The organism is Nocardia sp. NBC_00565, from assembly GCF_036345915.1.
Taxonomy (GTDB): Bacteria; Actinomycetota; Actinomycetes; order Mycobacteriales; family Mycobacteriaceae; genus Nocardia.
Map to the genome: position 1 here is coordinate 9,660,487 of NZ_CP107785.1, position 26,064 is coordinate 9,686,550.

Annotated in this window: 20 protein-coding genes and 1 tRNA gene; 12 read left to right on the forward strand and 9 right to left on the reverse strand. The window is 66.5% G+C overall.

Annotated features, from left to right (window positions below):
* Window positions 1–6 precede the first annotated feature (6 nt).
* The 3 genes from OG874_RS44345 to OG874_RS44355 are packed head-to-tail and all read right to left on the reverse strand — an operon-like array spanning window position 7 to window position 2,469.
* A complete protein-coding gene (locus OG874_RS44345; protein ID WP_330252996.1) occupies window positions 7–507 on the reverse strand; it encodes an SRPBCC family protein in 501 nt (166 codons plus the stop codon).
* Between the two features lie 26 nt (window positions 508–533).
* Window positions 534–1,571: a PDR/VanB family oxidoreductase gene (locus OG874_RS44350; RefSeq protein WP_330252997.1), complete on the reverse strand. Its 1,038-nt coding sequence runs from the start codon at window positions 1,569–1,571 to the stop codon at window positions 534–536.
* A gap of 13 nt (window positions 1,572–1,584) precedes the next feature.
* A complete protein-coding gene (locus OG874_RS44355; protein WP_330252998.1) occupies window positions 1,585–2,469 on the reverse strand; it encodes a metal-dependent hydrolase in 885 nt (294 codons plus the stop codon).
* A 98-nt stretch (window positions 2,470–2,567) separates the two neighbouring features.
* Here OG874_RS44355 and OG874_RS44360 point away from each other — a divergent pair, with 98 nt between their 5' ends.
* Window positions 2,568–3,182 (forward strand): TetR/AcrR family transcriptional regulator, encoded by a 615-nt coding sequence (locus OG874_RS44360; protein WP_330252999.1) that lies wholly within the window; start codon window positions 2,568–2,570, stop codon window positions 3,180–3,182.
* Between the two features lie 7 nt (window positions 3,183–3,189).
* Here OG874_RS44360 and OG874_RS44365 read toward each other — a convergent pair whose 3' ends face one another.
* From OG874_RS44365 to OG874_RS44375, 3 genes are all read right to left on the reverse strand, one after another.
* A complete protein-coding gene (locus tag OG874_RS44365; protein WP_330253000.1) occupies window positions 3,190–4,767 on the reverse strand; it encodes an FAD-dependent monooxygenase in 1,578 nt (525 codons plus the stop codon).
* A 149-nt stretch (window positions 4,768–4,916) separates the two neighbouring features.
* The gene (locus tag OG874_RS44370; protein ID WP_330253001.1) at window positions 4,917–5,204 is read right to left on the reverse strand and encodes a hypothetical protein; all 288 of its coding nucleotides are present in this window, start codon (window positions 5,202–5,204) and stop codon (window positions 4,917–4,919) included.
* A 5-nt stretch (window positions 5,205–5,209) separates the two neighbouring features.
* Complete coding sequence (locus tag OG874_RS44375; RefSeq protein WP_330253002.1) at window positions 5,210–5,557, reverse strand: Rieske (2Fe-2S) protein; 348 nt, start codon at window positions 5,555–5,557, stop codon at window positions 5,210–5,212.
* A gap of 377 nt (window positions 5,558–5,934) precedes the next feature.
* On the opposite strand from OG874_RS44375, the gene OG874_RS44380 reads away from it, so the two are divergent.
* From OG874_RS44380 to OG874_RS44395, 4 genes are all read left to right on the forward strand, one after another.
* Window positions 5,935–6,762: an FAD binding domain-containing protein gene (locus OG874_RS44380; RefSeq protein WP_330257674.1), complete on the forward strand. Its 828-nt coding sequence runs from the start codon at window positions 5,935–5,937 to the stop codon at window positions 6,760–6,762.
* Window positions 6,759–9,485 (forward strand): molybdopterin-dependent oxidoreductase, encoded by a 2,727-nt coding sequence (locus OG874_RS44385; protein WP_330253003.1) that lies wholly within the window; start codon window positions 6,759–6,761, stop codon window positions 9,483–9,485. Before OG874_RS44380 ends, OG874_RS44385 begins: the two co-directional genes overlap by 4 nt.
* A gap of 10 nt (window positions 9,486–9,495) precedes the next feature.
* Window positions 9,496–10,467 carry an antibiotic biosynthesis monooxygenase gene (locus OG874_RS44390; RefSeq protein WP_330253004.1) on the forward strand — a complete coding sequence of 324 codons (972 nt, stop codon included), beginning with the start codon at window positions 9,496–9,498 and terminating at the stop codon, window positions 10,465–10,467.
* Between the two features lie 480 nt (window positions 10,468–10,947).
* Window positions 10,948–11,904, forward strand: coding sequence for an ATP-grasp domain-containing protein (locus tag OG874_RS44395; protein ID WP_330253005.1), 957 nt, complete (start codon window positions 10,948–10,950; stop codon window positions 11,902–11,904).
* A 241-nt stretch (window positions 11,905–12,145) separates the two neighbouring features.
* Here the strand turns inward: OG874_RS44395 and OG874_RS44400 are convergent.
* Window positions 12,146–12,219: transfer RNA gene (locus OG874_RS44400), tRNA-Arg, on the reverse strand.
* A 222-nt stretch (window positions 12,220–12,441) separates the two neighbouring features.
* On the opposite strand from OG874_RS44400, the gene OG874_RS44405 reads away from it, so the two are divergent.
* From OG874_RS44405 to OG874_RS44435, 7 genes are all read left to right on the forward strand, one after another.
* Window positions 12,442–14,481 carry a cytochrome c oxidase assembly protein gene (locus OG874_RS44405; protein WP_330253006.1) on the forward strand — a complete coding sequence of 680 codons (2,040 nt, stop codon included), beginning with the start codon at window positions 12,442–12,444 and terminating at the stop codon, window positions 14,479–14,481.
* 19 nt (window positions 14,482–14,500) lie between these two features.
* Window positions 14,501–15,469, forward strand: coding sequence for a threonine/serine dehydratase (locus OG874_RS44410; RefSeq protein ID WP_330253007.1), 969 nt, complete (start codon window positions 14,501–14,503; stop codon window positions 15,467–15,469).
* A 191-nt stretch (window positions 15,470–15,660) separates the two neighbouring features.
* Window positions 15,661–16,185, forward strand: a complete 525-nt coding sequence (locus OG874_RS44415; RefSeq protein WP_330253008.1) for a single-stranded DNA-binding protein — start codon at window positions 15,661–15,663, stop codon at window positions 16,183–16,185.
* A 77-nt stretch (window positions 16,186–16,262) separates the two neighbouring features.
* Window positions 16,263–17,939, forward strand: coding sequence for an energy-dependent translational throttle protein EttA (ettA, locus tag OG874_RS44420; protein WP_330253009.1), 1,677 nt, complete (start codon window positions 16,263–16,265; stop codon window positions 17,937–17,939).
* A gap of 657 nt (window positions 17,940–18,596) precedes the next feature.
* Entirely contained in the window at window positions 18,597–23,573 is a 4,977-nt protein-coding gene (locus tag OG874_RS44425) for an NAD-glutamate dehydrogenase (protein WP_330257675.1), read from the forward strand.
* Between the two features lie 41 nt (window positions 23,574–23,614).
* Window positions 23,615–24,037 carry an acyl-CoA thioesterase gene (locus OG874_RS44430; protein WP_330257676.1) on the forward strand — a complete coding sequence of 141 codons (423 nt, stop codon included), beginning with the start codon at window positions 23,615–23,617 and terminating at the stop codon, window positions 24,035–24,037.
* A gap of 185 nt (window positions 24,038–24,222) precedes the next feature.
* Window positions 24,223–24,888: a hypothetical protein gene (locus OG874_RS44435; RefSeq protein ID WP_330253010.1), complete on the forward strand. Its 666-nt coding sequence runs from the start codon at window positions 24,223–24,225 to the stop codon at window positions 24,886–24,888.
* A 143-nt stretch (window positions 24,889–25,031) separates the two neighbouring features.
* On the opposite strand, the gene OG874_RS44440 is transcribed toward OG874_RS44435, so the two are convergent.
* Together OG874_RS44440 and OG874_RS44445 are read right to left on the reverse strand one after the other, a co-directional pair.
* Window positions 25,032–25,352: an AzlD domain-containing protein gene (locus OG874_RS44440; RefSeq protein WP_330253011.1), complete on the reverse strand. Its 321-nt coding sequence runs from the start codon at window positions 25,350–25,352 to the stop codon at window positions 25,032–25,034.
* On the reverse strand, window positions 25,349–26,056 hold the full coding sequence (locus tag OG874_RS44445; RefSeq protein ID WP_330253012.1) for an AzlC family ABC transporter permease: 708 nt from the start codon (window positions 26,054–26,056) through the stop codon (window positions 25,349–25,351). The genes OG874_RS44440 and OG874_RS44445 overlap by 4 nt, the downstream gene beginning before the upstream one ends.
* Window positions 26,057–26,064 lie beyond the last annotated feature (8 nt).

Sequence of the window (26,064 nt, forward strand, 5' to 3'; positions counted from 1 at the left end):
CCGGCATCAGTTCCTCGCTCGGGTGCGGACCCGGCGGGCGATGCCCGTGGCAATGGTCGAGGTGAGGAGTCGGTTCGCGGGACCGGCCAGCGCCAGCAGCGGTCGCAGCGCGGAGCTGCCCTCGAGAGCGAATGTCCAAGTCAGGCGGGTGCCTTCGGCGTGCGGTGTGAGCACGATGTCTTCGGCGAAGCGCCGCAGTCCCGGAATGGACGCGGAATCGACGGTGAAGGTCATCCGCTTGCCCTCGTCCCATCGGTAGAACCGCTCGTCCAGCCGTACCGCGCCGCCGAGGGTGACGGTGCGGGTGGTGCCGACGCCGAACGGGCGCGGTGCGGTCCATGCCGCGGCGGTGATCACGGCCGACCACGACACCAGCGCGTCATCCGCGGTCAATGCGGTCCATACGGCCGCGGGATCGGCCGCGATATCGACGGTGTGTATGTAACGTCGAGCGGCGGTCGTGAGGAAGTCGTCGTCGGATTCGGCGAGTGCATAGCGTTGTGCCATGGACGTTTTCGTCCCTTCGAATGGGGCTACAGGTCGAGGACCAGTGCGTCGCCCGCCGCGCGGGAGACACAGGTGAGCATGTGGTCGGTGCGTTCGGTGTCGAGCAGACTCAGGTCGCGGTGATCGATATCGCCGGCCAGGACCCGCGTTTTGCAGGTGCCGCAGAAGCCCTGCTGGCAGGAATAGACGGCATCGGGCACCGTGCGCCGGATCGCGGCGAGTGCGGTCTCCTGTGCGCCGACCCGGATCGTGCGCCCGGTGCGGGCCAGGGTGATCTCGAATTCCCGGCCGTCGGTCACCGGCGGCGCGGAGAAGCGCTCGGTGTGCAGCGAGCCGGTCGGGTTGATGGTGAACATGGTCCGCTGCGCGGCGGCCAGTACGGGCGGGGGACCGCAAACGTACACGGCCGCACCGGGTTCGGCGCGTTCGATCAACTCCGCGATATCGGGCACCCCGAATTCGTCGTCCGGGCGGATCTCCGCACCGGGCAGTTCATCGAGGAACGGCATCGATGCCCGCGACCGCCCGAGATAGACCAGGTGCCCGCGTGCGCCGGCGGCCTCGACCATCGGCAGAATCGGGGTGATGCCGATACCGCCCGCGATGAACAGGTACGACGGCGCCTCGACGAAGGTGAACGCATTACGCGGTCCACGCACCCGCAGCACGTCACCGCCGCGCACATCCCGGTGCATCTCGATCGATCCGCCGCCGCCGCCGTCGGCGATGCGCCGCACCGCGATTCGGTAGCGGGAGCGATCGTTCGGGTCGCCGCACAGTGAGTACTGCCGATGCTTACCCGAGGGCAGGAAGACATCCAGGTGTGCGCCCGGCCGCCAGGTGGGTAGCGGTGCACCGGCCGCGTGCAGCGTGAAGGAGCGCACGTCCTCGGCCTCCACCGTCACCCGGTCCACGACCAGATCCAGGGCGAATCCGTCGCGGCGCACCGGATTCGATGAGGACAACAACGGTGCGGTGGGCCCGGAGACGAAGACCTGCTTGTAGGCGTCTATGACGGCCCCCAGCATCCGCAGGCTCGGCGGTGGGGTGAATTCCTTTGCCATCGTTCTCGTTTCCTCAGTGCCGCGCGGCGGGGGAGTGCGCGAGGTAGCGCAGCGCCTTGTCCATCGGACCCAGCTGGGAGGGGTGAAAGCCCGGGCGCAGGTACCGTGGCATCTCGGTGAAAAATGTTGTCCAGCTGGGGATTACGCCACGCTTGGTGGCGCTGGTGAACTGCAGGCCCCAGAATCGGCCCTTATCCGCCGACGGATCCTTCCGGTACAGATAGGCGGTCGAGACGATGAACAGCGGCAGCAACGTGGCGGTCGCGAGGACCGCGGTGCGCGCCCGGCGGGCGTAGCCGCCGTCCACATGCATATACGCGTCGAATACGACGCTGCGGTGCTCGACCTCCTCCGCGCCGTGCCACCGGACCAGGTCCAGCATCGCCGGATGCATGCCGCGTTCTTCGAGGATGTCCGCGTTCAGCAGCCACTCGCCGATCACCGCGGTGAAATGCTCCATTCCGGCGAACAGCCCGAGTCGTTCCTTCAGCCACTCCTGTCGGGCGCGGCCGGTGAGTCCGTGGCCGCCCAGGAGACGGTCCACCAGCCACCCGATCTTGGATACGTAGGAGTCGACGTCCAGCCCGATCGACTGCAGATGTGCGCGGGCCCGTTCGTGACTGGCCGCATGCATGGATTCCTGGCCGATGAAGCCCTGCACCTCCTCCCGCAGCCGCTCGTCATCGATGAACGGCAGTGCCTCCGCGAGGCATTGGGCCATGGCTCGCTCGCCCTCGGGGAGCACCAGATGCATCACGTTGACGATGTGGGTCGCCAGGACCTCGCCGGGGATGTAGTGCATCGGAACCGAGCCGAAGTCGAAATGAACGTCTCGGGCATTGATCGCGTGCACTTCGTCCCGGTACGGGCGCCGCGTCGCGCCAGCCTTCTCAGCCATGCGTCGAATGTACAGATCCACAAAATGTATTGCAATGTTGCAGCAACAGTTTGTTCCAGAATGTTGCAGATTATCCGGATATTGCTACCGTGGAGACTGTGTCAGCCACGACCACGCCATCGGTGCGCCCGAAGGATGCCGACGACAGCATCGAATCGCAGATCCTGGACGCGGCCCTGGTCCAGTTCGAGAAGGTCGGTGTCAAGAAGACGACGATCGAGGACGTTGCCCGGCAGGCGGGGGTGGACCGTGTCACCGTCTACCGGCGCGTTGGCTCGCGCGACGACTTGGTGCAGGCCGTCGTGAGCCGCGAGGTCCGCGTGGTACTGGCCGAGGTGGCGCAGATCGCCGAGCGGCACGAGGATATCGGCGATCTGGTCGCCGATATCCTCGTCACCGTTCTCACCAAGTGGCGCAATCACCCACTCGCGCAGCGCATGCTGGCGATCGAACCCGAACGGGTCATCACCAAGCTCACCACCGAAGGCGCAACGGTATTCACGCTGTCGGTCGCGACGACCGCCGCCGCGCTGGAACGCGCGACCGCCCGCGGACTGATGCCCGAAACCCCGGACCTACTCACCCGCGCCGAAGTCGTCTGTCGCGTCGTGCACTCCCTCATCCTCGCTCCGCACGGCGGCGTCCCCCTCGAATCCACCCCCGAACTCACCGCCTTCGCCCGGACCTATCTGCTCCCGATCATCGTCGGCTGAACCTCTTTCAGGGGGTGCCGAACCAATGGGTGAGCGCTTCTCGCAGCGCGAGCGCGGCGGTGTCGGTGGGTTCGTCGATGGTCGCGGCCCAGGCGATGTGGGCGTCCGGGCGGATCAGTAGGGCATCGGCTGGTCGTTGATCGGTTTTCGCGGTGCGGATGTCGATGCGGTGCTGCCAGTCTCGGGCGATCTCGCGGAGTTCTGGGCGGTCGGCGAGGTCGAGGAGGATGGGCCGTGCGGTGTGCATGAGTTCGGCGACGCTGGTTGTGCCCTGGTCGGTGTACAGGGTGAGGTCGGGTGCGAAAGTGCCGGTCAATGCGTGTTGGTTGGGGTTGGGTAGCGGGTAGCGGATGTCGGTGCCGCCGACAAGAGCTCCCATGCGGCGCAAAGCCGGCTCGTCGACGAGCAGTTCCTGGAAGACTTCCCGCAGTGCTTCGGCGGCCGAGTCGTGTCCGCGCCGCAGTGCCACCTGGGCTCGGGTCTGTAGCAGTGCACGTGCGCCGGCGAAGTGGCGTTCGTCGTGATAGGTGTCCAGCAGGCCGGTCGGCGCCCAGCCGTGGATATCGGCGCCCAGCTTCCAGGCAAGGTTGACCGTGTCGAGCATGCCGAGGTTGATGGCCGCGCCGGTGGCGGGCAACAGGTGGGCCGCATCGCCGGCCAGCAGGATCCGCCCGTCGCGGTATCGCTCGGCCTGCCGGTCCTTGAAGGTGAAGCGCGACAGCCGAATCGGATCCGTCATCGGCAGATCCGCGCCGAGCACGCGGCGAACGCTGTCGGCGAGCTCGGTCAGGGTCAGCGGCTCGTCGTCGTCGTATTCGGTGGACTCGTTTTCGGTGGTCATCAGGCTCAGACCCCGGTCGGCGACCGCGAACGCGAACACACCGCGGTCTGTTCGGGTGAAACCCGCATGGATCCTGCCCAGCCCGGGGACGTCGATGTCGCCGTTGTCGAGCACGGTCACCGAATCGGGCACAGTGACCTGGGCGAGCCGGTTGACCTCCGGATATGTGGTGCCGGGGAACGGGATACCGGCCAGGTCGCGAATCCGGCTGCGCCCGCCGTCGCAGCCCACCAGGTATCGGGCGGTGACCCGGTAGGGTCCGTCCGGCCCGCGCACGTCCGCGGTCACCGTGGCATCGTCCTGGCTCACCCCGACCACCTCGTGTCCGCGGCGGATGTCGGCGCCGAGTTCGGAGGCACGTTCGTCGAGCAGTCGCTCGATTTCCCGTTGTGGGAGCGGCATCGCCCGCATCGGGGGATCTGCCAGCTGTGTGAAGTCCAGTTCCAGAGTGCCGAACGGGAATCGGGGAGCTATGTCGGGGTCGCTGCTGGCCGCTTCGAATCGGTCCAGCATGCCTCGGTAGCGCAGCAGGTGCAGGATCCGCCCGCCGATACCGCTGGCCTTCGGGGTATCTCGGGGCTGCGGGTGCCGTTCCAGTACCAGCGAGCGCACGCCGGCCAGGCGCAGCTCACCGGCCAGCATCAGGCCGGCCGGCCCGGCGCCCACAATGATCACCTCGGTGTCCAATACTTGCCGCTCTCCTCGGAGTCCTTCGTCGCTTCCCCGGTCGTCGACAACACGCATTTCGGTACTCCCATTTCCACAGGTTCTGGACAGGCCAGCCATTCTGCGGCACCACCCGGGTCTTGCCGCAAGCCCCCGGGTGCGCTATATGTTAGGAGGGAGATGGTAACGGGGGCCGTTTCACTATGGGGTCGGCGAGAAGGCCGCCGTCAGGCCTGCAGGGTGCGTGCCATCGCGGTGAGTGCGTCGTCGCGTGGCATCGCCAGCAGTGCGTCGAAGACCATTCGGTAGTGCTCACTGGGTATATAGGTGGGCCCGTTGCGGAGGTTCTCCAGAGCCATACTCGCGACATCGTCCGGCGACATCAGGTCCTGCAGGGTGGCAGGGTCGATGCCCTGCAGCCGTGGGGCTTCGGTGTCGGTCGCGCCCGGAGGCGAATCTGCCAGGTGGCGTTCCCCGTTCGAGTCCGATGACGCGATCTTGTCGCCGAGGTGCAAGTCGTCTATTCGACCATGATGTCCTCCTCCGAAATCGACACCGTGCCACGTCCGAGTGGCCACACCTTGGTCAGCGTCTCGAATATCGTGCCGAGCCCGGGGATCTTCGCGAAGATCTGTTGCGGTCCGCGAACCATGTGCCCACTCTGTACGTCGTAGGCCGCCTGATGCCACGGACAGACGAGTCGGCCGTTCTCGATCGACCCACCCGCGAGATCGGCCCGCAGATGCCGGCATCGACGCGTGACCGCGAAGTATTCGCCGTCGATGTTTCCGACGGCGTACGGGCCCGCACCGGTCACGGTCCCAGGGGGAAGGTCGGCGATCGGGCACACCTTGATCTGATTTGTCATGGTTTCTCCCGTTCGAGCCAAAAGAAGTGGATCTGGGGGACAGCATCGAGCCGGTGATCGCTGGCAACGTCAGCGGCTACGGGTGCGCCACCGCGTACATCGCGGCGACACCGGTCGGCGCCCAGGCCGACGAGCGGGCTCATCACCATCGAGTTCAACAGTAGATTCCGGCCGCGGTGTCGGTGCCGAAACGGGGCCAGCGAGGCAGTGGCAATTGAGCTGGTTGTGGGCTGACCGGTGACATGGCCGTCGTCGAGTCGGGTACGTTGACCCAAGTCGAGTACGTGCACGGCGATGCCCCCGAACAGGGCGGATCATGGCGCGACGAACTCGGCGGGCGATCGACGGCACGGCACCTTCTCCGAAGGAGCAGCGCTTTGGATCTCAATACGATCACCGATATCGTTCGGCGACCGTCCGACCGACCGGGCGCGGCCTGGCGCAACGGTGACGCCTGGCTGGCCGGGGGAACGTGGTTGTTCTCGACCGAGCAGCCGGATCTGCGCCGTCTGATCGATCTCACCGCACTCGGCTGGGACAGCCTGGTGCCGAGCGCCGACGGTCTCGAGATCGGCGCGACGTGCACCATCGGTGAACTGAATGCCTTTGCGCCGCCGAGTGACTGGCCCGCCGGCGCCCTGTTCAGCACGTGCTGCGAGGCGTTCCTGTCATCGTTCAAGGTGTGGAACGCGGCGACGGTGGGCGGCAATATCTGCCTGTCGCTGCCCGCGGGCCCGATGATCACGCTGACGGTCGCGCTCGAAGCCACATATACCGTGTGGGCCGCCGATGGTTCCGAGCGCACGATCGATGCCGTCGATTTCGTCATCGGCGACCACCGCAACGTCCTCGCGCCCGGCGAGATCCTGCGGCGCGTCGACATCCCGGTCTCCGCGCTGCGCAAGCGTTACGCGTACCGGCGCTTCACCCTGACGCGGCTGGGCCGCTCGACACTGTTCATGATCGCCACCCAGTCGCCGGGGACCGCGGACCTGATGCTCACCATCACGGCGGGCACCACCCGTCCGGTGCGCTTGGCGTTCGACCGGATGCCCGGCGCCGAGGCGCTGCGGCAGCGCATCGATGCCCTACCCGATGATCTGTGGTTCAGCGATCCGAACGGCAAACCCGACCACCGGCACCACCTGGCCGGGCACTTCGCCGAGGAGATCCGCGTCGAGCTCACTGAAGGCGGTCCCGGGTGACGTACACCGTGAACGGCGCCACCTTCGAGGACGAGCCGAATCCCGGTCAATGCCTACGCACATTCCTGCGCTCGCTCGGCCAGCACGGTGTCAAGAAGGGATGCGACGCAGGCGATTGCGGCGCCTGCACGGTGTGGCTGGACGGCGATCCCGTGCACAGCTGCATCACGCCCGCGTTCCGCGCCGAGGGATGTGCGGTCACGACGATCGAGGGTCTGGGTTCGCCAACGGACCTGCACCCGATGCAGCGGCAGTTCCGCGACGCTCCCGGCTTCCAGTGCGGCTTCTGCACCGCGGGCATGATCATGACCACGGTGGCGCTCACGGACGCCCAGAAGCGAGATCTGTCGCGTGCGCTGAAGGGCAACCTCTGCCGCTGCACCGGCTACCGGGCGATCGAAGATGCGGTGCACGGTGTCGCCGAGATCGAGGTCGCGCTGCCGGGTCGGGCCGTCGGCACCAGCGTCGGCGCTCCGGCGGGCACCGAGGTGGTGACGGGTCGCGCCGAATTCACCATGGACACCGCGATCGAGGGCATGTTGCATCTGAAGGTGCTGCGCTCGCCGCACGCCCATGCCCGCATCATCTCGATCGACACCACCGCGGCGCTCGCGGTTCCCGGTGTGCATCGCGCGTACACCTGGGAGGATGTGCCGCGCAAGCGGTTCACGACCGCGATACACACCGATCACCTCGTCGATCCCAGCGATACCTACATCCTCGACAACGTGGTGCGCTTCGTCGGTCAGCGAGTGGTCGCGGTGGTGGCCGACACCGTCGGGGCCGCGGAAGCGGGTTGCCGCGAGGTGATCGTCGAGTACGAGGTGCTGCCCGCGGTCTTCGACCCGGAAGCGGCGATGGCCGACGGCGCTCCCCAACTGCACGGCTCGCACGACCCCTTTGTGCGGGATCCCGAGCACAACATCCTGCTCGAGATCCACGGGCATGTCGGTGATGTCGAGGCGGGATTCGCCGAGGCCGACGTGATCCACGAGGGCACCTATTTCTCGCCGCGCGTGCAGCATGCGCATCTCGAGACGCACGGATCGATCGCGTGGCTCGACGACGGTCGCCTGCACGTTCGCACCAGCTCCCAATCCCCGTCGATCGCCAAGGACAAGCTCAGCTACCTCTTCGACCTGCGTCCGGATCAGCTGCGCGTGTTCTGTCAGCGGGTCGGCGGCGCGTTCGGCGGCAAGCAGGAGGTCATCACCGAGGATTTGGTCGCCCTTGCCACATTGGACACCGGCTGGCCGGTGTGTTTCGAGTTCACCCGCGAAGAGGAGTTCACGACCGCCTCGCCGCGCCATCCGATGTCGCTGACGGTCAAACTCGGCGCACGCGCCGATGGCACGCTCACCGCGATCCAGGTCCGCAATGTGTCGAATACCGGCGCATACGGAAACCACGGCGGCGAGACACTGTTCGCCGGTGGGACCGCCGTCGCGACCTACCGCTGCCCCAACAAGAAGTTCGACGCCTATTCGGTCTATACGAACACGGTGCCCAGCGGCGCGCTGCGCGGTTACGGCATGACCCAGCCCGCGTTCGCGATGGAGTCCGCCATGCACGAGCTGGCGGTCGCGCTCGATATGGATCCGCTCGAGCTGCGGCGGCGCAATATCGTGCGTCCCGGAGATGCCCTCGTAGCATTCGACGACGGCCCGGACGACGTCATGTTCAGCGAGGAGGGCCTCGGCCGCTGCATCGATCTCGTCGATGAAGCACTGCGGCGCAACACCGCCGAGCCGCCACCGGGAGGCGGGTGGCTCATCGGCACCGGCACCGCCAGCTCGCTGCACGAGACCGCGCCCCCGACCGACCATCTCTCCGCGGCCTGGCTGACCCTCGATGACGACGGCAGCTACGAATTAGCCGTCGGCACCGTCGAATTCGGCGAGGGCACCTCGACCGCGCACGTGCAGATCGCGGCCAACCAACTCGGCACCACGCCGTCACGGGTGCGCCTGGTGCAATCCGATACCGACCGGACGGGCTTCGATACCGGCGCGTTCGCCAGCGCCGGACTCTTCGTCTCCGGGAACGCGGTGCTGCGGGCAGCCGACGCCCTGCGCGATCGCATCCTGTTTCTGGCGGCCGAATATGCGGGCGTCGATATCGCTTCGTGCGCGATGGACGACACCGAGGTCGTCTGCGGTGACCGCCGCATATCGCTGTCGGAGCTGATCGAGGTGGCGCGCCGACGCGGCATCCGATTGACCGAGGCCCGCAAGGCATTCGGGTCGCCGCGCAGCGTCGTCTTCAACACCCACGGCTTCCGGATCGCAGTGCACCGGATGACGGGGGAGATCCGCATCCTCTACAGCGTGCACGCCACCGATGCCGGACTCCTCATCAACCCGGCGCAGGTGCGCGGCCAGATCGAGGGTGGCGTCGCGCAGGGCATCGGCTTCGCACTGACCGAGAACTTCCACGTCGACGAGAACGGCGTCATGGTCAACCCGAACCTGCGCAACTACCGCATCCCGACCTACGCCGATATTCCCCGCACCGAAGTACTGACGGTCGACTCCGCCGATTCCGTCGGGGCGATGCGCTCGAAAGGTATGGCGGAGTGCTGTATCAACCCGGTGGCACCGGCGCTGGCCAACGCGCTCGAGAATGCGACGGGGATCCGATACCGCGCGCTGCCGCTCACTCCAGAGCGCATCTATCGGCGGCTCATCGCGAACGCACCGGTTCCGACGCGATCCGAGCCGTGAGGAGACTGCGATGGACGCCGGGAAGCGTACCGACACTGCGGCGACGGTCATCATCGGCCAGCAGGTGCGCCCAGGGTTCGAGAAAGCCTTCAAGACCTGGCAGGAGGACCTGAACGCCGCGGCCTCGGGCCATGCCGGATTCATCGGCGCCGAGATCGTCGCCCCCACCGCTGTGCAGCGGGAGTGGATCGTGGTCTACCGCTTCGACTCCGTCGGTCATCTGCAGGACTGGATCAACAGCGCCATCCGTCAGGAGTTCCTGGACCGCGGGCAGCAATACTTCGACGGTCCCGCCACCCAGCAGGTCATCAGCGGCGGCACGCGGCCCGTGGATCCTCTCGTGACGGTCGTGGTCACCCATCGCGTGACTCCCGAGAGCGTCGCGGATTTCCTTGCGTGGCAGGCTCATTTGAGCCAGGAGGAGGCAAAATTCGAAGGCTTCCGCGGTTCCGAGCTGTTCCGCCCCATCGAGGGTGTTCAGGACGAGTGGACCGCGCTCTACCGCTTCGATACCGCGGCGAATCTGGCCACGTGGCTCACCTCGACGCGGCGCGAGGAGCTCCTCGCCGAGGGCGAGAAGTTCAGCGACTTCGAATTGCGTACCATCGAGAACTCTTTCGGCAGCTGGTTCGCCTTCGACGAGCACGGCACCGAGACCGCCGCTCCGTCGGATACCAAGACCGCCGTAGCGGTATGGGTCGGCCTCTACCCGACCGTCGTGCTGCTCACCCTCGCATTGTCACCGTTGCAGATGCCGCTCTGGCTGGGGTTGCTCATCGGCAACCTGCTGTCCAGCTTCGTGATGACTTTCCTCACGATGCCGTACTACGTGAACCGGCTGCTGCGGCGGTGGCTGTGGCCGCCCTCGGATGCGCTGGCCGCCAAGACGAACCTCCAGGGCATCGCCGTGGTCGCCGCACTCAACCTGGTCTGGGTCGTCATCTTCTACGTGGTGACGACCCAGCTCTGGACGCTGCCCTGACCGATCCGACTCCGGCTATCGGCCACCGAGCGGTGCGGGTCCAGTCGCTGCGGGAATCGTGCTCAACAGCGTCGATGTCAGGGTTGTGGCCTGAGGGTCGGCACTCAGGAAACTGACCGGGATCTGGGAACTCATCGGATCGGATACCGACCGGTCGCCCCCGGTCGATCCGGCACTCACCGCAGGCTGGACTCGCGATGTCCTCCGGGCGGGGACGAATCGATGGCGGGACGGATCGCCGTCAGCCCTGCGCTGATCGTTGCAGCCCGAAAGGGCCGCGCCTGGGCATGACCCTGATCGCTCCATTCGGAAGGTGTCATGCCCCGCCGCAACTCGAATCGGACCGCTGTCAGGCGAATAGCGCTACACTGCAACAAGATTCGATGTGCGACGGCGCGCCGAGGGTGACGTCTTCGATGTGGTCGGCCAATGTGTTGTGCAGGATCGACTCGACGGGACACCATGAACGAGATTGTCGTCATGACCGATTTCAGTTCGACCGAAGGCAGTACCGTTCACCTGCGGCAGGCCGTGGAGCTGCTGACCGGACGAACCCCGGCGGTGGTGGATGCCCGGCACTTCTACGATGACGCCCCGGTTGCGGCACAGCTGCATGGAACGACATTGACGTTGCAGGCGCCCGGCACAGGAAGAGACCTTCGCCCCTCGGTGATCGTCATCTACGAGATCCCGCCCGCGGATCGATGCCGGTTCACGCGCTTCCAAGCGCTCCTCGGCCGCAGCACGACCGTCAGCTTCGGCGACCAGCGGTCGTGGCGAAGCGCCACCGACAAACACGAGATGGTCGGCAAGTTCACCGAAGCCGCTATCCCCCAAATGGATTCGGTCCTGCTGGACAACCCGGGTCATACCGGAGCAATGGACGCTTTTCGACGGCTCGGAGGTGACGTGTGGGCCAGGCCCGCCGTCGGCTTCGGCGGTCGAGACGTCTTCCACCTCACCTCCCCGCAGCACCTGGCGGCCGCCACGCGGCATTTCTCGAGCATCGGTGGTCGCTGGCTGCTCACCCAGGACGCACGCAATATCGACGCGCAGGGCAGACGTCACCAGTACCGGGTCGTCGTCCTGGGCGAACGGATACTGCGTGTCTGCGAACACGTTCAACACAACCCCGACGCACCCTGCAACGAGGCGCAGGGCGCCGTCTCCACCGTGCTGCCCGTCGACGCCCTACCCCGGCACCTGCTCGACCTCGCGGTGAAAGCCACTCGCGCACTGGGCCTTCCATTCGGCGGAGTCGACCTGGCCGCCGAGAACGGCGGCGTGGTCTTCGAGGTCAACGTGCACCCGGTCCTGGACGTGCCGCACGGATACCACACCGTCACAGTCCCATTCGTCCACGCACACCTGAACCGCCACCCCCACTACCCAACCGTCGGCACCGGTTCGCTGACCACGGGGAATGAAGAAGTCTGATTCATCCCGTTTAGGGAGGGGGTCTGGGTGGTATCTATCGGTGGCGGGTGTGGGGAGCCTGCATACCTTGGGCTACTCGCAGGGCCGACTGTCCGGGAAGGCGACAACTGAATCGGCACGATCCCTGCCCGTGACTCAGGGGACCGGCCCGGCGGATGATTCCGCGTACGACCGACAGAGGGGAAAGGACGTGCGCGGTACCCGCCTGTCCGCGTAAAACACGAACAGGCGAGCCATGAGGCGCCCCCGGCAGGAATCGAACCTGCGACCTAGGGATTAGAAGGCCCTTGCTCTATCCAACTGAGCTACGGAGGCAGTGGGTTCCACCATGGCCGACATTGGCCGTGCTGTCCAGCGCGGCAAGTATACCGAGCGTCCAGATGGCTAGGTTCTTAGCATTAGCAACATTTCAGCCACCTACCGGCAATGGGCCAAGCGAGTCGCGGCATGATCGACATCGCACCTCCGATCAGTAAGCCACCCTATCGGCCCAAACCCCTCCGGGCCACGCATTAACGGCCGACTACGCTCGGACTCATGTCGTCACTGCAGGACCCGCCCATTGCCCCTGATCTCGAAGCGGGGAACTCGGGTCCCGGAGCGACCTTCGTCACACTGACCGCGCTGGCCGGAGCGATCGCGGCGGTGGTCGCGGCGATGATCGTCGGCCTCTCGGCGGCGCAGGCGCTGACCCTGCTCGGCATACCCGATCCTGGACCGCTGACCACCTACGGCCTGCCCGCCATCCGGGCACTCGCGGATCTTGCCGCGGCACTGACCGTCGGCTCGTTGCTGTTCGCCGCATTCCTGGTGCCGCCGCAGGCGAACGGTCTGCTCGATGTCGGGGGGTACCGCGCGGTCCGGCGCGCCTCGAACTTCGCCCTGGGCTGGGCCTGCTGCGCGGCGCTGCTCATCCCGTTGACGGTGTCGGACACCACCGGGCAGCCGGTGAGCCAGGTTTGGCGGCCGGAACAACTCTGGCGTGCGATCGGCCAGGTGGAGCTGGCTCAGGCGTGGCGCACCACGGTGATCTTCGCGCTGATCGTCGCGGTGGGCTGCCGACTTGCGCTGCGCTGGGGGTGGACCCCGGTGCTGTTCGGCGGTGCGATCGTGACCATGATGCCGCTGGCGCTCACCGGCCACTCGTCGGCCGGCGGCGCGCATGATCTGGCGACCAACAGCCTGATCCTGCACCTGGTTTCGGCCGCGGTGTGGGTCGGTGGATTGTTCGCGGTGTTGGCGTACGCGATGCGCGGGGGCGCGCATACCGATGTCGCGGCCCGGCGGTTCTCACTCACCGCCAGTATCGCCTTCGTGGTGATCGGCGTCAGCGGTGTGATCAATTCTTGGGTGCGGGTGCCGTGGAGTGATCTGTTCACCACCACCTACGGCCGACTGGTGATCGCCAAGGCGTGTGCGCTTGCGGTGCTCGGCGTGTTCGGATATTTGCAACGCCGCGCCAGCCTGCCGGGCCTTGCCGCGAACCCGCGGGACCGCGCCGCGCTCATCCGATTCGGTGGTGCGGAGGTGCTGGTCTTCGCGGCCACCATGGGCCTGGCCGTCGGGTTGGGGCGAACGCCGCCGCCACCGCCGACGAGCGTGCCGACACCCGCCGAGGTCGAGCTCGGCTACAACCTCGACGGCCCGCCGACGACGTCGGGATTACTGTTCGACTGGCGCTTCGATTTGATCTTCGGCACGCTTGCCATCGTGCTTGCGGTGCTGTATCTGATCGGGGTTCGGCGGTTGCGCGCGCGTGGCGACGCGTGGCCGGTCGGGCGGACCATCGCCTGGTTGTCGGCCTGTGCGATCCTGCTGTTCGCCACCTCGTCCGGGGTCGGGCGGTATTCGCCGGCGGTCTTCAGTGTGCACATGGGGCAGCACATGGCGCTGTCGATGCTGGCGCCCATCCTGTTCGCGCTCGGCGGGGCGGTCACGCTGGCGCTGCGGGCCTTGCCAGCGGCCGGACGCACCGGTATTCCGGGGCCGCGCGAATGGATCCTGGCCGCGGTGCACAATCCGGTCTCGCGGTTTCTGACGCATCCGATCGTCGCGTCGGTGATCTTCGTCGGCGGGTTCTACGCGCTGTACATGGGCGGTATCTACGACGCGTCCGTCGATTCCCATGCGGCACATCTGATGATGAACCTGCACTTCCTACTCAGCGGCTATCTGTTCTATTGGGTGGTGATCGGCATCGATCCCAAGCCGCGTCAGGTGCAGCCGCTGACCAAGCTGGGCATGGTGTTCGGTTCGCTGCCCTTCCATGCCTTCTTCGGTATCGCGCTGATGAGCATGACCACGGTGATGGGCGGGTGGTTCTTCCGCAGCCTCGCCCTCGGCTGGAACAACGACCTGCTGGGTGATCAGCGTACGGGCGGTAGCCTTGCGTGGGCGAGCGGCGAGCTGCCGTTGGTGGTGGTGATGCTGGCATTGCTCATCCAATGGTCGCGCAGCGACGCGAAACTCGCCAAGCGGACCGACCGGGCCGCCGACCGTGACCACGACGCCGACCTGGCTGCCCACAACGCCATGTTCGCGGAACTGGCCAAGCGTGACCGAGGAATACGTCATTGAGCTCCATCGAGGTGCAGTCGTGAGTGAGCGGGGTACCGCGGTGGTGGAGAACAGGCACGCCCGTCGAGTGTATCGATCCGATGTGCGCGCGGCCCGCAGACGGATGGCCGGACACGTGCGCCAGACGCCGGTCTTCCACACCTCGATCGCGGGACCGAACGGGCCGGTACCGGTCACACTGAAGCTCGAATACCTCCAGCACGGTGGGACATTCAAGGTGCGCGGTAGCTTCAACGCGCTGCTGGAGTCGGCCGGGCAGACCGATCAGGTGGTCATCGCCTCTGCCGGGAATGCCGGAATCGCGGCCGCGCTGGCCTCGGCCCGGCTCGGCAAGGCGTGCACCGTGGTGGTTCCGGAGTCGGCCCCGCATACCAAGGTGGCCGCGATGTGGTCCTACGGGGCCGAAGTGCTGTGGCATGGAACGACCTACGCCGAGGCCTACCGGTACACGAGCGACCTCGCCGCCGAACGGGGCGCGCTGCAGTTGCATGCCTACGACCTGCCCGCGGTGGTCGCCGGTGCGGGCGTGCTCGGGTTGGAGCTGGAGGAGCAGGTGCGCGGGCGGCCGCCGGTGTTGACCGCCGTCGGCGGTGGCGGGCTGGTCGCCGGGGTCGCGGCGGCGCTGGGGCGGCGCCAGCAGGTGGTCGGGGTCGAGCCGGAGGGCATTCCGACGCTCAATGCCGCGTTGCAGGCGGGCCGGCCGGTGGATGTGAATGTCTCCAGCATCGCGGCGGATTCGTTGGGCGCCAACCGGATCGGCGATATCGCGCTGGATATCGCGCGGCGTTATGGTGTGCGGTCGCTGTTGGTGACCGATGACGCCATCGCGGCGGCTCGCGAATACCTGTGGCGAGAGTTCCGGATTGTGGTGGAGCTCGCGGGGGCGACCGCGTTGGCCGCCGTGCAGAGCGGTGCGTATGTGCCCGCCGTGGGGGAGCGTCCGGTGATCGTGCTGTGCGGTGCGAATACCGATTTGGCGGTTCTCTGACCGCTCGGTCGCTACCTGGCAGCGTGCACTGCGGTGAAGTGGCGGTTGTCCACATGGCGCGAAGTTGTCCACATTCGGGAATCGGGTCGGCCGGATGGGGTCCGGAACCCGCACGCTGGAAGGGTCCTCATGGCGAGGGAGGGATACCCGAAGCGCACCGCGACGGGGTCGAAACGTGAAGGGGCGGAATCATGTACGAGGCGATGGCGACCGTAATCGGCAATGTGGTGACCCATCCGGTCAGACGGGATCTGACCAATGGGGAGCAGGTGGTGACCTTTCGGATGGCGAGCAACTCCCGTCGGTTCGACGTCGCGACGGGTGAGTGGGTCGACGGCGGCACCCTGTACCTCACCGTCAGCTGCTGGCGCAGATTGGTGCTCGGCGTCGAGGCCTCCGTGCGTCGCGGCGATCCGATCATCGCCCACGGCCAGCTGCGCTCCCACGAGTACCGATCCAAGGACGGCGTCGAGCGTCGCGATCTCGAGATGCGGGCCACCGCGATCGGACCGGACCTGTCCCGCTGCACCGCGGAAGTCGTCCGGCGCACCGCTTCGGGCGGCGGATCCGGACCCAGTACCCTGGCACGGAATAGTTGTGACCGATCCAGCACTGATGATCGTGCACGCGTCGATGGCGAGGGGCCGGGAGAGGGCGCGACATCCCTGTCTTCCGCACCGCCCCGGGGCACTGATCCCGACCCCGTCAACGCTTGACCGCACGGCCGGATCCACCCGGCGACAGTGATGGCTCTGCTGCATTCCCCCGATACCCACACCGATAGGCTTCCCCCATGGCTGAGTTCATCTACCAAATGAAGAAGGTTCGTAAGGCGCATGGCGACAAGGTTGTGCTCGACGATGTCACCTTGAACTTCCTTCCCGGCGCGAAGATCGGCGTCGTCGGCCCGAACGGCGCGGGTAAATCGAGCGTGCTGAAGATCATGGCCGGACTGGACCAGCCGAATAATGGAGACGCCTTCATCGCGCCGGGCGCAACGGTCGGCATCCTGCAGCAGGAGCCGGCGCTGAACGAGGAGAAGACGGTTCGCGGCAACGTCGAGGAGGGCCTCGGCGAGGTCAAGGTGAAGCTGGATCGCTTCAACGAGATCGCCGAGCTCATGGCCACCGACTACTCCGACGAGCTCATGGACGAGATGGGCAAGCTGCAGGAGTACCTGGATCACTCCGACGCCTGGGATGTCGACTCCCAGCTCGAGCAGGCCATGGACGCGCTGCGCTGCCCGCCGCCGGACGAGCCGGTCACCAACCTCTCCGGTGGTGAGCGCCGCCGCGTCGCGCTGTGCAAGCTGCTGCTGAGCAAGCCCGATCTGCTACTGCTCGATGAGCCGACCAACCACCTCGACGCCGAGAGCGTGCTGTGGCTCGAACAGCATCTGGCCGCTTACGCCGGCGCCGTCCTCGCCGTCACCCACGACCGGTACTTCCTCGACAATGTGGCCGAGTGGATCCTCGAACTGGACCGCGGCCGCGCCTACCCCTACGAGGGCAACTACTCCACGTACCTGGAGAAGAAGGCCCAGCGTCTCGAGGTCCAGGGCAAGAAGGACCAGAAGCTGCAGAAGCGCCTCAAGGAGGAGCTGGCCTGGGTACGTTCCGGCGCCAAGGCCCGCCAGGCCAAGAGCAAGGCTCGCCTCGGCAGGTACGAGGAGATGGCGGCCGAGGCTGATAAGCACAGGAAGTTGGACTTCGAGGAGATCCAGATCCCGGCGGGTCCGCGCCTGGGCAGTGTGGTCGTCGAGGTCGAGCATCTGGACAAGGGCTTCGGCGATCGTCAGCTCATCAAGGATCTGTCGTTCACCTTGCCGCGCAACGGCATTGTCGGTGTCATCGGCCCGAACGGTGTCGGTAAGACCACGCTGTTCAAGACCATCGTCGGGCTCGAGTCGCCCGACAGCGGTGAGGTGAAGGTCGGCGAGACGGTCAAGCTGAGCTACGTCGACCAGAATCGCGCGGGCATCGACCCGAAGAAGAATGTCTGGCAGGTTGTCTCCGAGGGGCTGGACTTCATCCAGGTCGGCAACCAGGAGATGCCCTCGCGCGCCTACGTCAGCGCGTTCGGCTTCAAGGGTCCGGATCAGCAGAAGCCCGCCGGGGTGCTCTCCGGTGGTGAGCGTAACCGCTTGAACCTTGCGCTCACCCTCAAGCAGGGCGGCAACCTGATCCTGCTCGACGAGCCGACCAACGACCTCGACGTGGAGACGCTGAGTTCGCTGGAGAACGCGCTCGAGCAGTTCCCCGGTTGCGCCGTGGTCATCTCCCATGACCGCTGGTTCCTCGACCGCACCTGCACCCACATCCTGTCGTGGGAGGGTGACAACGACAATGACGCCAAGTGGTTCTGGTTCGAGGGCAACTTCGAGGCGTACGAGGCCAATAAGATCGAGCGCCTCGGCATCGAGGCGGCCCGTCCGCATCGGGTGACGCACCGCAAGCTCACCCGCGGCTGAGTTGGGTTTCGGTGGGGTGGCGCTGTTGCGCACCCCGCCGAGCCCGGTCAACTTCGTCGTTCGCCGACGACCGGCGCCGCGAGCGCTGTCGCGTGCCCGAATCGCCTGCGGCACACCAGTACAGCGCGGACCGCGCGATGATCGAAATACCGTCCTTCGATCTCCGGCGTATCGAGCGCAACCGGAGCTTCCTGTTTGCTGATGGGTGGCATCGTTCGCGCATCCTCTCGATGAGCCCCGGCACACCAGAGGCGTGAGATCCGGCGTCACGATGTGAAGTGACCGTGTGACGTGCCATGGAACCGCCGTTTCGCCGAAGGATATGCGGCGATCGCCCGCCCAGCGGGGTCCCCATCGAAGGAAATACGGAGGGCCAGCATCACAGAGTAGATCTGACTATGGTGAGATCCGTGCATGCGAAGGCGCAGTCCGAGCACCGGGTAGGTCTCATCGCCGACGCGGCTACATAAACTTCGTCGGTCCGATCGGTTGCCGTACCGGGATCGTCGACTGCGGCAATCGAGTGGCGAACCTTGCGCTAGCGATGAACACCCTGCATTTAGAAGGGAATTCACCCCCGCGTCAGCACGGCACAGCTACTCTCGGACCGGCGTCACTTTGGTGCGGAAAACCGAATCCGAGGAGTTGGCGAAAAAAATGACGGTCTCGTCCGAATTGTCCGATGGAGGACGGCAGCCGGCGCAGCCGGCGGGGCGGGTGAACACAGCGGCGTGGGCCGCGAGTTTGCCGCAGTCGCTGCGTGGCGAGCTCGCAACCCTAGAGGAGGCGTATTTCCGCCACGTCGACGCGGGCGATGTGGACTGCGCGATCACCGGGATCACTCAGATCTTCCGGCGGCATATGGAGCTGGCGATGACGCGCCCGGCCCGCCGGGCCCTGGTGCGCGTGTACCACCCCGACGACGGGTCTGGCCTCGGTGCCGCGGTGCAGGTGGTCACCGACGATATGCCCCTGCTGGTGGAGTCGATCTCCTCATCGCTGAGTCGGATGGGCGTCAGCGTGAGCGAGGTGATCCACCCGATCTTCGAGGTGACGCGCGATGCGGACGGCCGGCTGACCACCGCCGCGCCGCACGAGGTCGACGGCAACGGCAGCGCCGGGCTACGCGAGTCCTGGATGCACCTGCAACTGCACCCGTCGACCAGCCGGGCCCTGCTGGACCGGATCGAGCAGTCGATGCCGGATGTGGTCGCCGACGTGCGCCAGGTGATCGGTGATACCGAGGCCATCAAGCAGGTGCAGAGCAGGCTGGCCGACGATCTCGAGTTGGCCGCCAAAACGGGGCACGCGCCCTTCTCCGATACCGATCTGGTCGATACCGCGAATCTGTTGCGCTGGTTGGCCAGTGGCAATTTCACCGTCCTCGGCTACGCCCGTTACCGGCTCAGCGCTGAGCAGGGGCGGACGATCTCGAATCCGCTGCCGGGTACTTGCCTCGGCGTACTGCGTCCGGATGTCGGCACCGACTTCCGGGTGCCGGTCAACGACGGCGATCGCCCGCTGCTCATGCTCACCCAGGGTCTGGTGCCCGCCACCGTCCATCGCTCGGTGTACCCGTACTTCGTCGGCGTCGCGGACTTCGACGAATCCGGTGCGGTCATCGGCGAACATCTGTTCATCGGCGTCTTCACCGTCACGGCCGTGCACGAGAACGTCCTCGATATCCCGGTGATCGAGCGCCGGGTGCGCTCGGTGATCGAGGAGAGCGGATTCGATCTGGAGTCGTTTTCCGGACAGACCATGCTCGAGGTCATCCAGTCGTTCCCGCGCACCGAACTGTTCTCCTCCGATGTCGAGACCATGCGCCGCACCGCCACCGCGGTGCTGAATGTCGGTCTGCGCAGGCAGGTACGGCTGTTCCTGCGCTCGGACGGCTACGGCCGGTTCGTCGCCTGCCTGGTCTATCTGCCCCGGGACCGCTACACGACTCGGGTGCGGTTGGAGATGCAGGAAATCCTGGTCCGCGAACTGGGTGGCGTCTCGATCGACTATTCGGCGCGGGTCAGCGAAAGTGAGCTGGCCAGTGTGTATTTCACGGTGCGCATGCCGGAGGCGGAGCTCGGGGTGTCGCGCGAGTCGTTCGCCGTCGCCGACACCTCCGAGACCAATCGGCTGCGTATCCAGAATCTGCTCGCCGAGGCGACGCACACCTGGGACGACCGCCTCAACGACGCGGTGAACACTTCGACCGTGCTTGATCCCGGCGTGGTGCAGCGCTATGCCGAGGCGTTTCCGGAGGCGTACAAGCAGGATTTCGCCTCCGGGCGCGCACTGGCCGACGTCGTCCGGCTGGAGGGACTCTCCGAGGGCTCCATCGACCAACATCTGTATCGCAAAGCGGATTCGGTGCCGGGTTCGTGGCGCTTCACGCTCTACATCGGCGGCACCGGCATCTCGCTGAGCCAGGTGTTGCCGGTATTGCAGAGCCTCGGTGTCGAAGTGGTCGACGAGCGGCCGTATCAGATCCTGTTGGATCCGGTGCCCGGTGACGACGGCGGGGAACGCTGGATCTACGACTTCGGCCTGCTGGCCCGACCCGAGTTGCTGCGCAGTTCGCTCGACCGCGATATGGACGCCGAACTGCTCGAATCCTCGGCAAGGACCGTTGCGCTGGAGTCCGAGGAGCGCGGACTGCACGAGCGGTTCACCGAGGCCTTCGAAGCGGTCTGGTACGGGCGTGCCGAAGCCGATGGACTCAACGAACTCGTGCTGCGCGCACGGCTGCCGTGGCGTGCGGTGTCGATCCTGCGGATGTACGCGAAGTACCTGCAGCAGGCGGACTTTCCCTACAGCCAGGCGAATATCGCCAGGGTGCTGCTGGCATATCCGGATATCGCGCGGTTGTTCGTCGACTTGTTCGCGGCGCGGTTCGATCCGGATACCGAATCGGCCGAACACGCGGCCGAGTTGGAAAGCCGGGTGCGTGGCCGCATCGACGAGGTGGTCAGCCTGGACGCCGACCGCATCCTGCGCGCGATCCTCGCGCTGATCAAGGCGACACTGCGGACGAACTACTACGTGACCGATGCCGCGGGCAATTCGCGCGGGTACGTCTCGGTGAAGGTCGAGCCGCGCGAGATCGTCGAATTGCCCAAGCCGAGGCCGCAATTCGAGATCTTCGTGTACTCGCCGCGCGTCGAGGGCGTACATCTGCGTTTCGGTCCGGTGGCGCGCGGCGGTCTGCGTTGGTCGGACCGTTTGGAGGATTTCCGCACCGAGATTCTGGGTCTGGTGAAGGCGCAGGCGGTGAAGAACGCGGTCATCGTCCCGGTCGGCGCCAAGGGCGGGTTCGTGGTCAAGCAGCCGCCCGCGGCCACCGGTGATCCGACCGCGGACCGGCAGGCGCTGGGCGCGGAGGGCGTCGAGTGCTACCGCACCTTCATCTCCGGTCTGCTCGATGTCACCGACAATGTCGACCGCGCCACCGGCGCTGTGCTGCCGCCCGAGCGGGTGATCCGCCGCGACGGCGACGACACCTACCTTGTGGTGGCCGCCGACAAGGGCACCGCGACCTTCTCCGATACCGCCAACGATGTGGCCCAGCGCTATGGGTTCTGGCTCGGTGACGCGTTCGCCTCCGGCGGCTCGGCGGGCTACGACCACAAGGCGATGGGCATCACCGCCAAGGGCGCGTGGGAGAGCGTCAAGCGGCACTTCCAGGAGATGGATATCGACACCCAGACCGAGGATTTCACGGTGGTCGGGGTCGGCGATATGAGTGGCGATGTGTTCGGCAACGGCATGCTGCTCTCCGAGCACATCCGGTTGGTCGCGGCCTTCGACCACCGGCACATCTTCCTGGACCCGGATCCCGATGCGGCCACCTCGTTCCGCGAGCGGCAACGGATGTTCGCGCTGCCGCGCTCGTCGTGGGCCGACTACGACACCTCGGTGATCAGCACCGGAGGTGGCGTCTGGGATCGCACGGTGAAGTCGGTGCCGATCAGCCCGCAGGCGCGAAAGGCGTTGGGGCTGGCCGATGATGTGGTGGCGCTGTCACCGCCGGAGCTGGTGCGGGCGATCCTGCTGTCCCCGGCGCAGCTGCTGTGGAACGGCGGTATCGGCACCTATATCAAGGCGAGCACCGAAACCAACGCCGAGGTCGGCGACAAATCCAACGACGCGGTCCGGGTCAATGGAAATCAGTTGCGGGTCAAGGTGATCGGCGAGGGCGGCAACCTGGGTGCGACCGCGCTCGGGCGGATCGAGTTCTGCCACAGCGGCGGCAAGATGAACACCGACGCGCTGGACAATTCGGCCGGTGTCGACTGCTCCGACCATGAGGTCAATATCAAGGTGCTGCTCGACGGTGTGGTCAGCGCGGGCGGACTGCTCGAGGCCGAACGCAATCCGCTGCTCGCCTCGATGACCGATGAGGTCGCCCAGCTGGTGTTGCAGGACAACGTCTCCCAGAACTTCCTGATGGGCATCTCCCGTGCCGAGGCGCCGCGGATGCTCCATGTGCACCAGCGGCTCATCGAGGATCTGGAACAGCGCCGCGGCGTGGACCGTGAATTGGAGGCGCTGCCGCCGGAGGTGGAGATCAAGCGCAGACTCGAGGAGGGCACGGGTCTCGCCTCGCCCGAGTTGTCCAATCTCATGGCGCACGTGAAGCTTTCGCTCAAGGCCGATCTGCTCGAGACCGATCTGCCGGATATCGGCTACTTCGCCACCCGGCTGCCGGACTACTTCCCGACACCGCTGCGCACGCGCTTCGGCACTGCCATCAAGCGGCACCGGCTGCGGCGTGAGATCACCACCACGATGCTGGTGAACGAGATGGTCGACTACGGCGGCATCACCTACGCGCATCGGCTGACCGAGGAGATCGGCGCCAGCGCGACCGATGCGGTGCGCGCGTTCGCGGCGGCCAGCGAGATCTTCGACCTGCACGATATGTGGGCGCGGATTCGGGCCACCGACGCCGCGGTATCGGTGCGCGACGAACTCGAGCTGGAGACCAAGCGGACGCTGGACCGCGCCTCGCGCTGGCTGTTGAGCAACCGCCCGCAGCCGATCGCGGTCGGCGCGGAGATCAACCGATACAGCCGAGGTGTGCGGGAACTGGCGCCGAAGGTGCCCGGCTGGCTGCGCGGCCATCACGTCTCGACGCTGACCGATCAGTCCGCCGAGCTGATCGCCCGCGGCGCGCCCACCGACCTCGCCACCGAGGTCTTCGGGCTGCTGAATCTGTTCCCGCTGCTCGATGTGTTGGATATCGCAGATATCACCGATCGAGACGGTGACGAGGTCGGCTCGCTGTACTACGCGCTCAACGATCACCTCAAGATCGATTGGCTGTTGCAGGCGGTCAGCCACCTGGAACGTGGCGATCGCTGGCACTCGCTGGCCCGGCTCGCACTGCGTGACGATATGTACGGTTCGCTGCGTTCGCTGACCCTCGACGTGCTCTCCGCCGGTGACCCGGAGGAGACAGCGGACGAGAAGATTGCATACTGGGAGTCGAAAAACCAGTCCCGGCTCGGGCGTGCCCGCGCCGCGCTGTCGGAATTGTTCGAGTCCGGAACCCACGATCTCGCCACGCTGTCGGTTGCGGCGCGGCAAGTGCGAAGCATGGTGAGCGGGGTGGGCGCCCAATCGGAGGTACGTTGACGAATTCGTTGAACGGTAACGGGAAGGCGAAGGGCGGCAGCGTGCTGCTGCCCAAGCGCTTCCACGCCAAGGTAGACGTCAGGTGGTCGGACATGGACGTGTTCCAGCACGTCAACCATGCCCGCATGGTGACGCTGCTGGAGGAGGCGCGGATCCCGTGGCTGTTCGAGGACGGCCGTCCGACCGCCCCACTGCGCGAGGGCTGTGTGCTGGCGGACCTTCGGGTCCGCTACCGCGGCCAACTGCGACATGAGGACACCCCGCTCGATATCGCGATGTGGATCGAGCAGTTGCGGGCGGTCGACTTCACCATCGGCTACGAGGTCCGTCCCAACGGGGCGGCCCCCGACTCGCCGCCAGCGGTGATCGCCTCCACCCAGATCGCGGCCTTCGACATCCAGACCCAGCGTCTGCGCCGTCTCACCGAGACCGAACGTGATTACCTCGCCGAGTGGAAAGAGTGACCGGTCGCCGGCTGAGTAATGGTGTCTGGTTTCGGTCGTGGAGCAGTGGTCATCGGATGGGTGTGTGGTCGTGGCTGATTCCAGCTGTGGATTGGTGATGGCCGGCCGCTGCGGTGCGATGGCCGACTTCGGCCGTGTCGTGATGGCGGCTGGGTCCGGCTGCGACGTGTGACGGGGGAGCAGTGATGTCTGGGCAGCGGGTGTTGGAGGTTGTCGATCCGGCTGAGCGGGAGAATCTGGCGACGTTTCTGAGCCGGGCCGTCCGGCTGGATCCCGCGGCGGTGGTGCGTCTGCGCCGTCGCGGGGAACGGTATGTATCCGCTTGGGTGGCAACGGGTTTCGAGACGCTTGCGGTGCGCACCGTGGTCGCGGAGTTGGGCGTCGACGATGTCACAATCGGCGCGGATCTGGTGCTGGCCGAATTGCCGTCCGGCATTCCGATCGATCTCGGCTACTCGATGGATTCGGCCTGGCGTGGTGCGCTCCCGCCGGACGTCGGCTTCGAACATATCGACGACGTGCCCGCGCGCACCCTCGTCGAACTCGCCGAGCAGGGCGCGGCACTGGCCAAGGAACACGGCAGCAGCCACGGTCCGCCCGCCTCCCTGCTGGACCAGACGGTGCTAACTGTATCGGCAGGCGAGGCTCAGGTGCAGGTCCCGATGCGGGTCGTATTCGCCCTCACGGCAATGGATTTCATCCCGCATTCCGGTGACAAGGCGGAATCCCGGCGCATCCGGCCGGAAGAGATCGTCCGTGTCCGGGCCACTAGAACCTGGCTGCGCCTGGACGCACGCTACGGCTCGGTCGCCCGCCGCATGGGCGGCGGCATCCCCCTGACCCCCAGCTGACCCGAACCCGTCGGCAGGCGATGCCGCTCCACTGACCCGCCCCGAGTTCAGCTTCTGTTGTGCGGGGCGTCCGAAAAGATGGGTCGTGTGGCCGCTGCACACCCCGGGTGCCGGGTGTGCAAGTGCGACAAAGGGCGGCGGGGTCAGGTGACACCGACCAAGCGCAGCAGGGCGGTCGTGCCGGCCGCGGCGAGGATGACCACCAGCATCGGCTGGTTGCGCCAGGCCAGCAGGCCACCGACCAAAACCCCTGCGGGGAGGGCGAATCCGAGGTGGCCGGAGCCGGTGGGCAGGGCGGTGATGGCGACCATGGCCGCGAGTAGGACGACCGCGCCGATCTCCAGGAGTTTCGTTGCCCGCTCCGGGAAGCGAATGCGGTTGCGCAGGGCCGGGCCCGACGAACGGAACGCATAGGTTCCTGCCGACAGCGCGAACATCGACCCGAGCAGAATCGGCGTGCTCATGCCTCCCCCTCGCCAGCGATCGGCTCCGCACACACGCCATCCCGCTTCGAGATCGCGAAGAAGAGCCCCGAAAGCGCAACCAGCACCGGCATTCCCGCAGGAAGGAACGGAGCACTCGCGACGGCCGCGATGGCCCCGATCAGTGCCGCGCGCAATGTGCCGCGCGCCCGCAGCGCGGGCATGATCAGCGACAGCAGCACCGCGGGGAAAACCGCGTCCAACCCGATCGCCCCGGTATCGGGCACCACCGTGCCGATCAGCGCGCCGATCGCCGCACCACCCGGCCAGGCGATCAACACACCCAACCCGCTCACCCAATACGCCGCCCGCCGACGTGCGATATCGGGCTGGGCGAGGGCCAGTGCGACGGATTCGTCGTTCATCACATGCACGCCGATCCGCCGCCGCCATCCGGTTCCCACCACATCGGGCACCGACAGCCCATACGGCAGATGTCGAGCATTGACCAGCAGTCCGGCCAGCACCGCCGCGATCGGGCTGCCACCGGCGGCCATGATCCCGATGAACAGGAACTCCGCGCCGCCCGCGAGCACCACCACCCCCAGCACGATCGGCACCCACAATGGAAATCCGGACGTGACGGCGGTCGCGCCGTAGGAAACACCGATCAGCCCGACCGCGAGCAGTACCGCCGCGATTCCGGAGAGCGTGTCCCGATCGAGTGTTCGCCATATCGAACGCATGTAGCTTA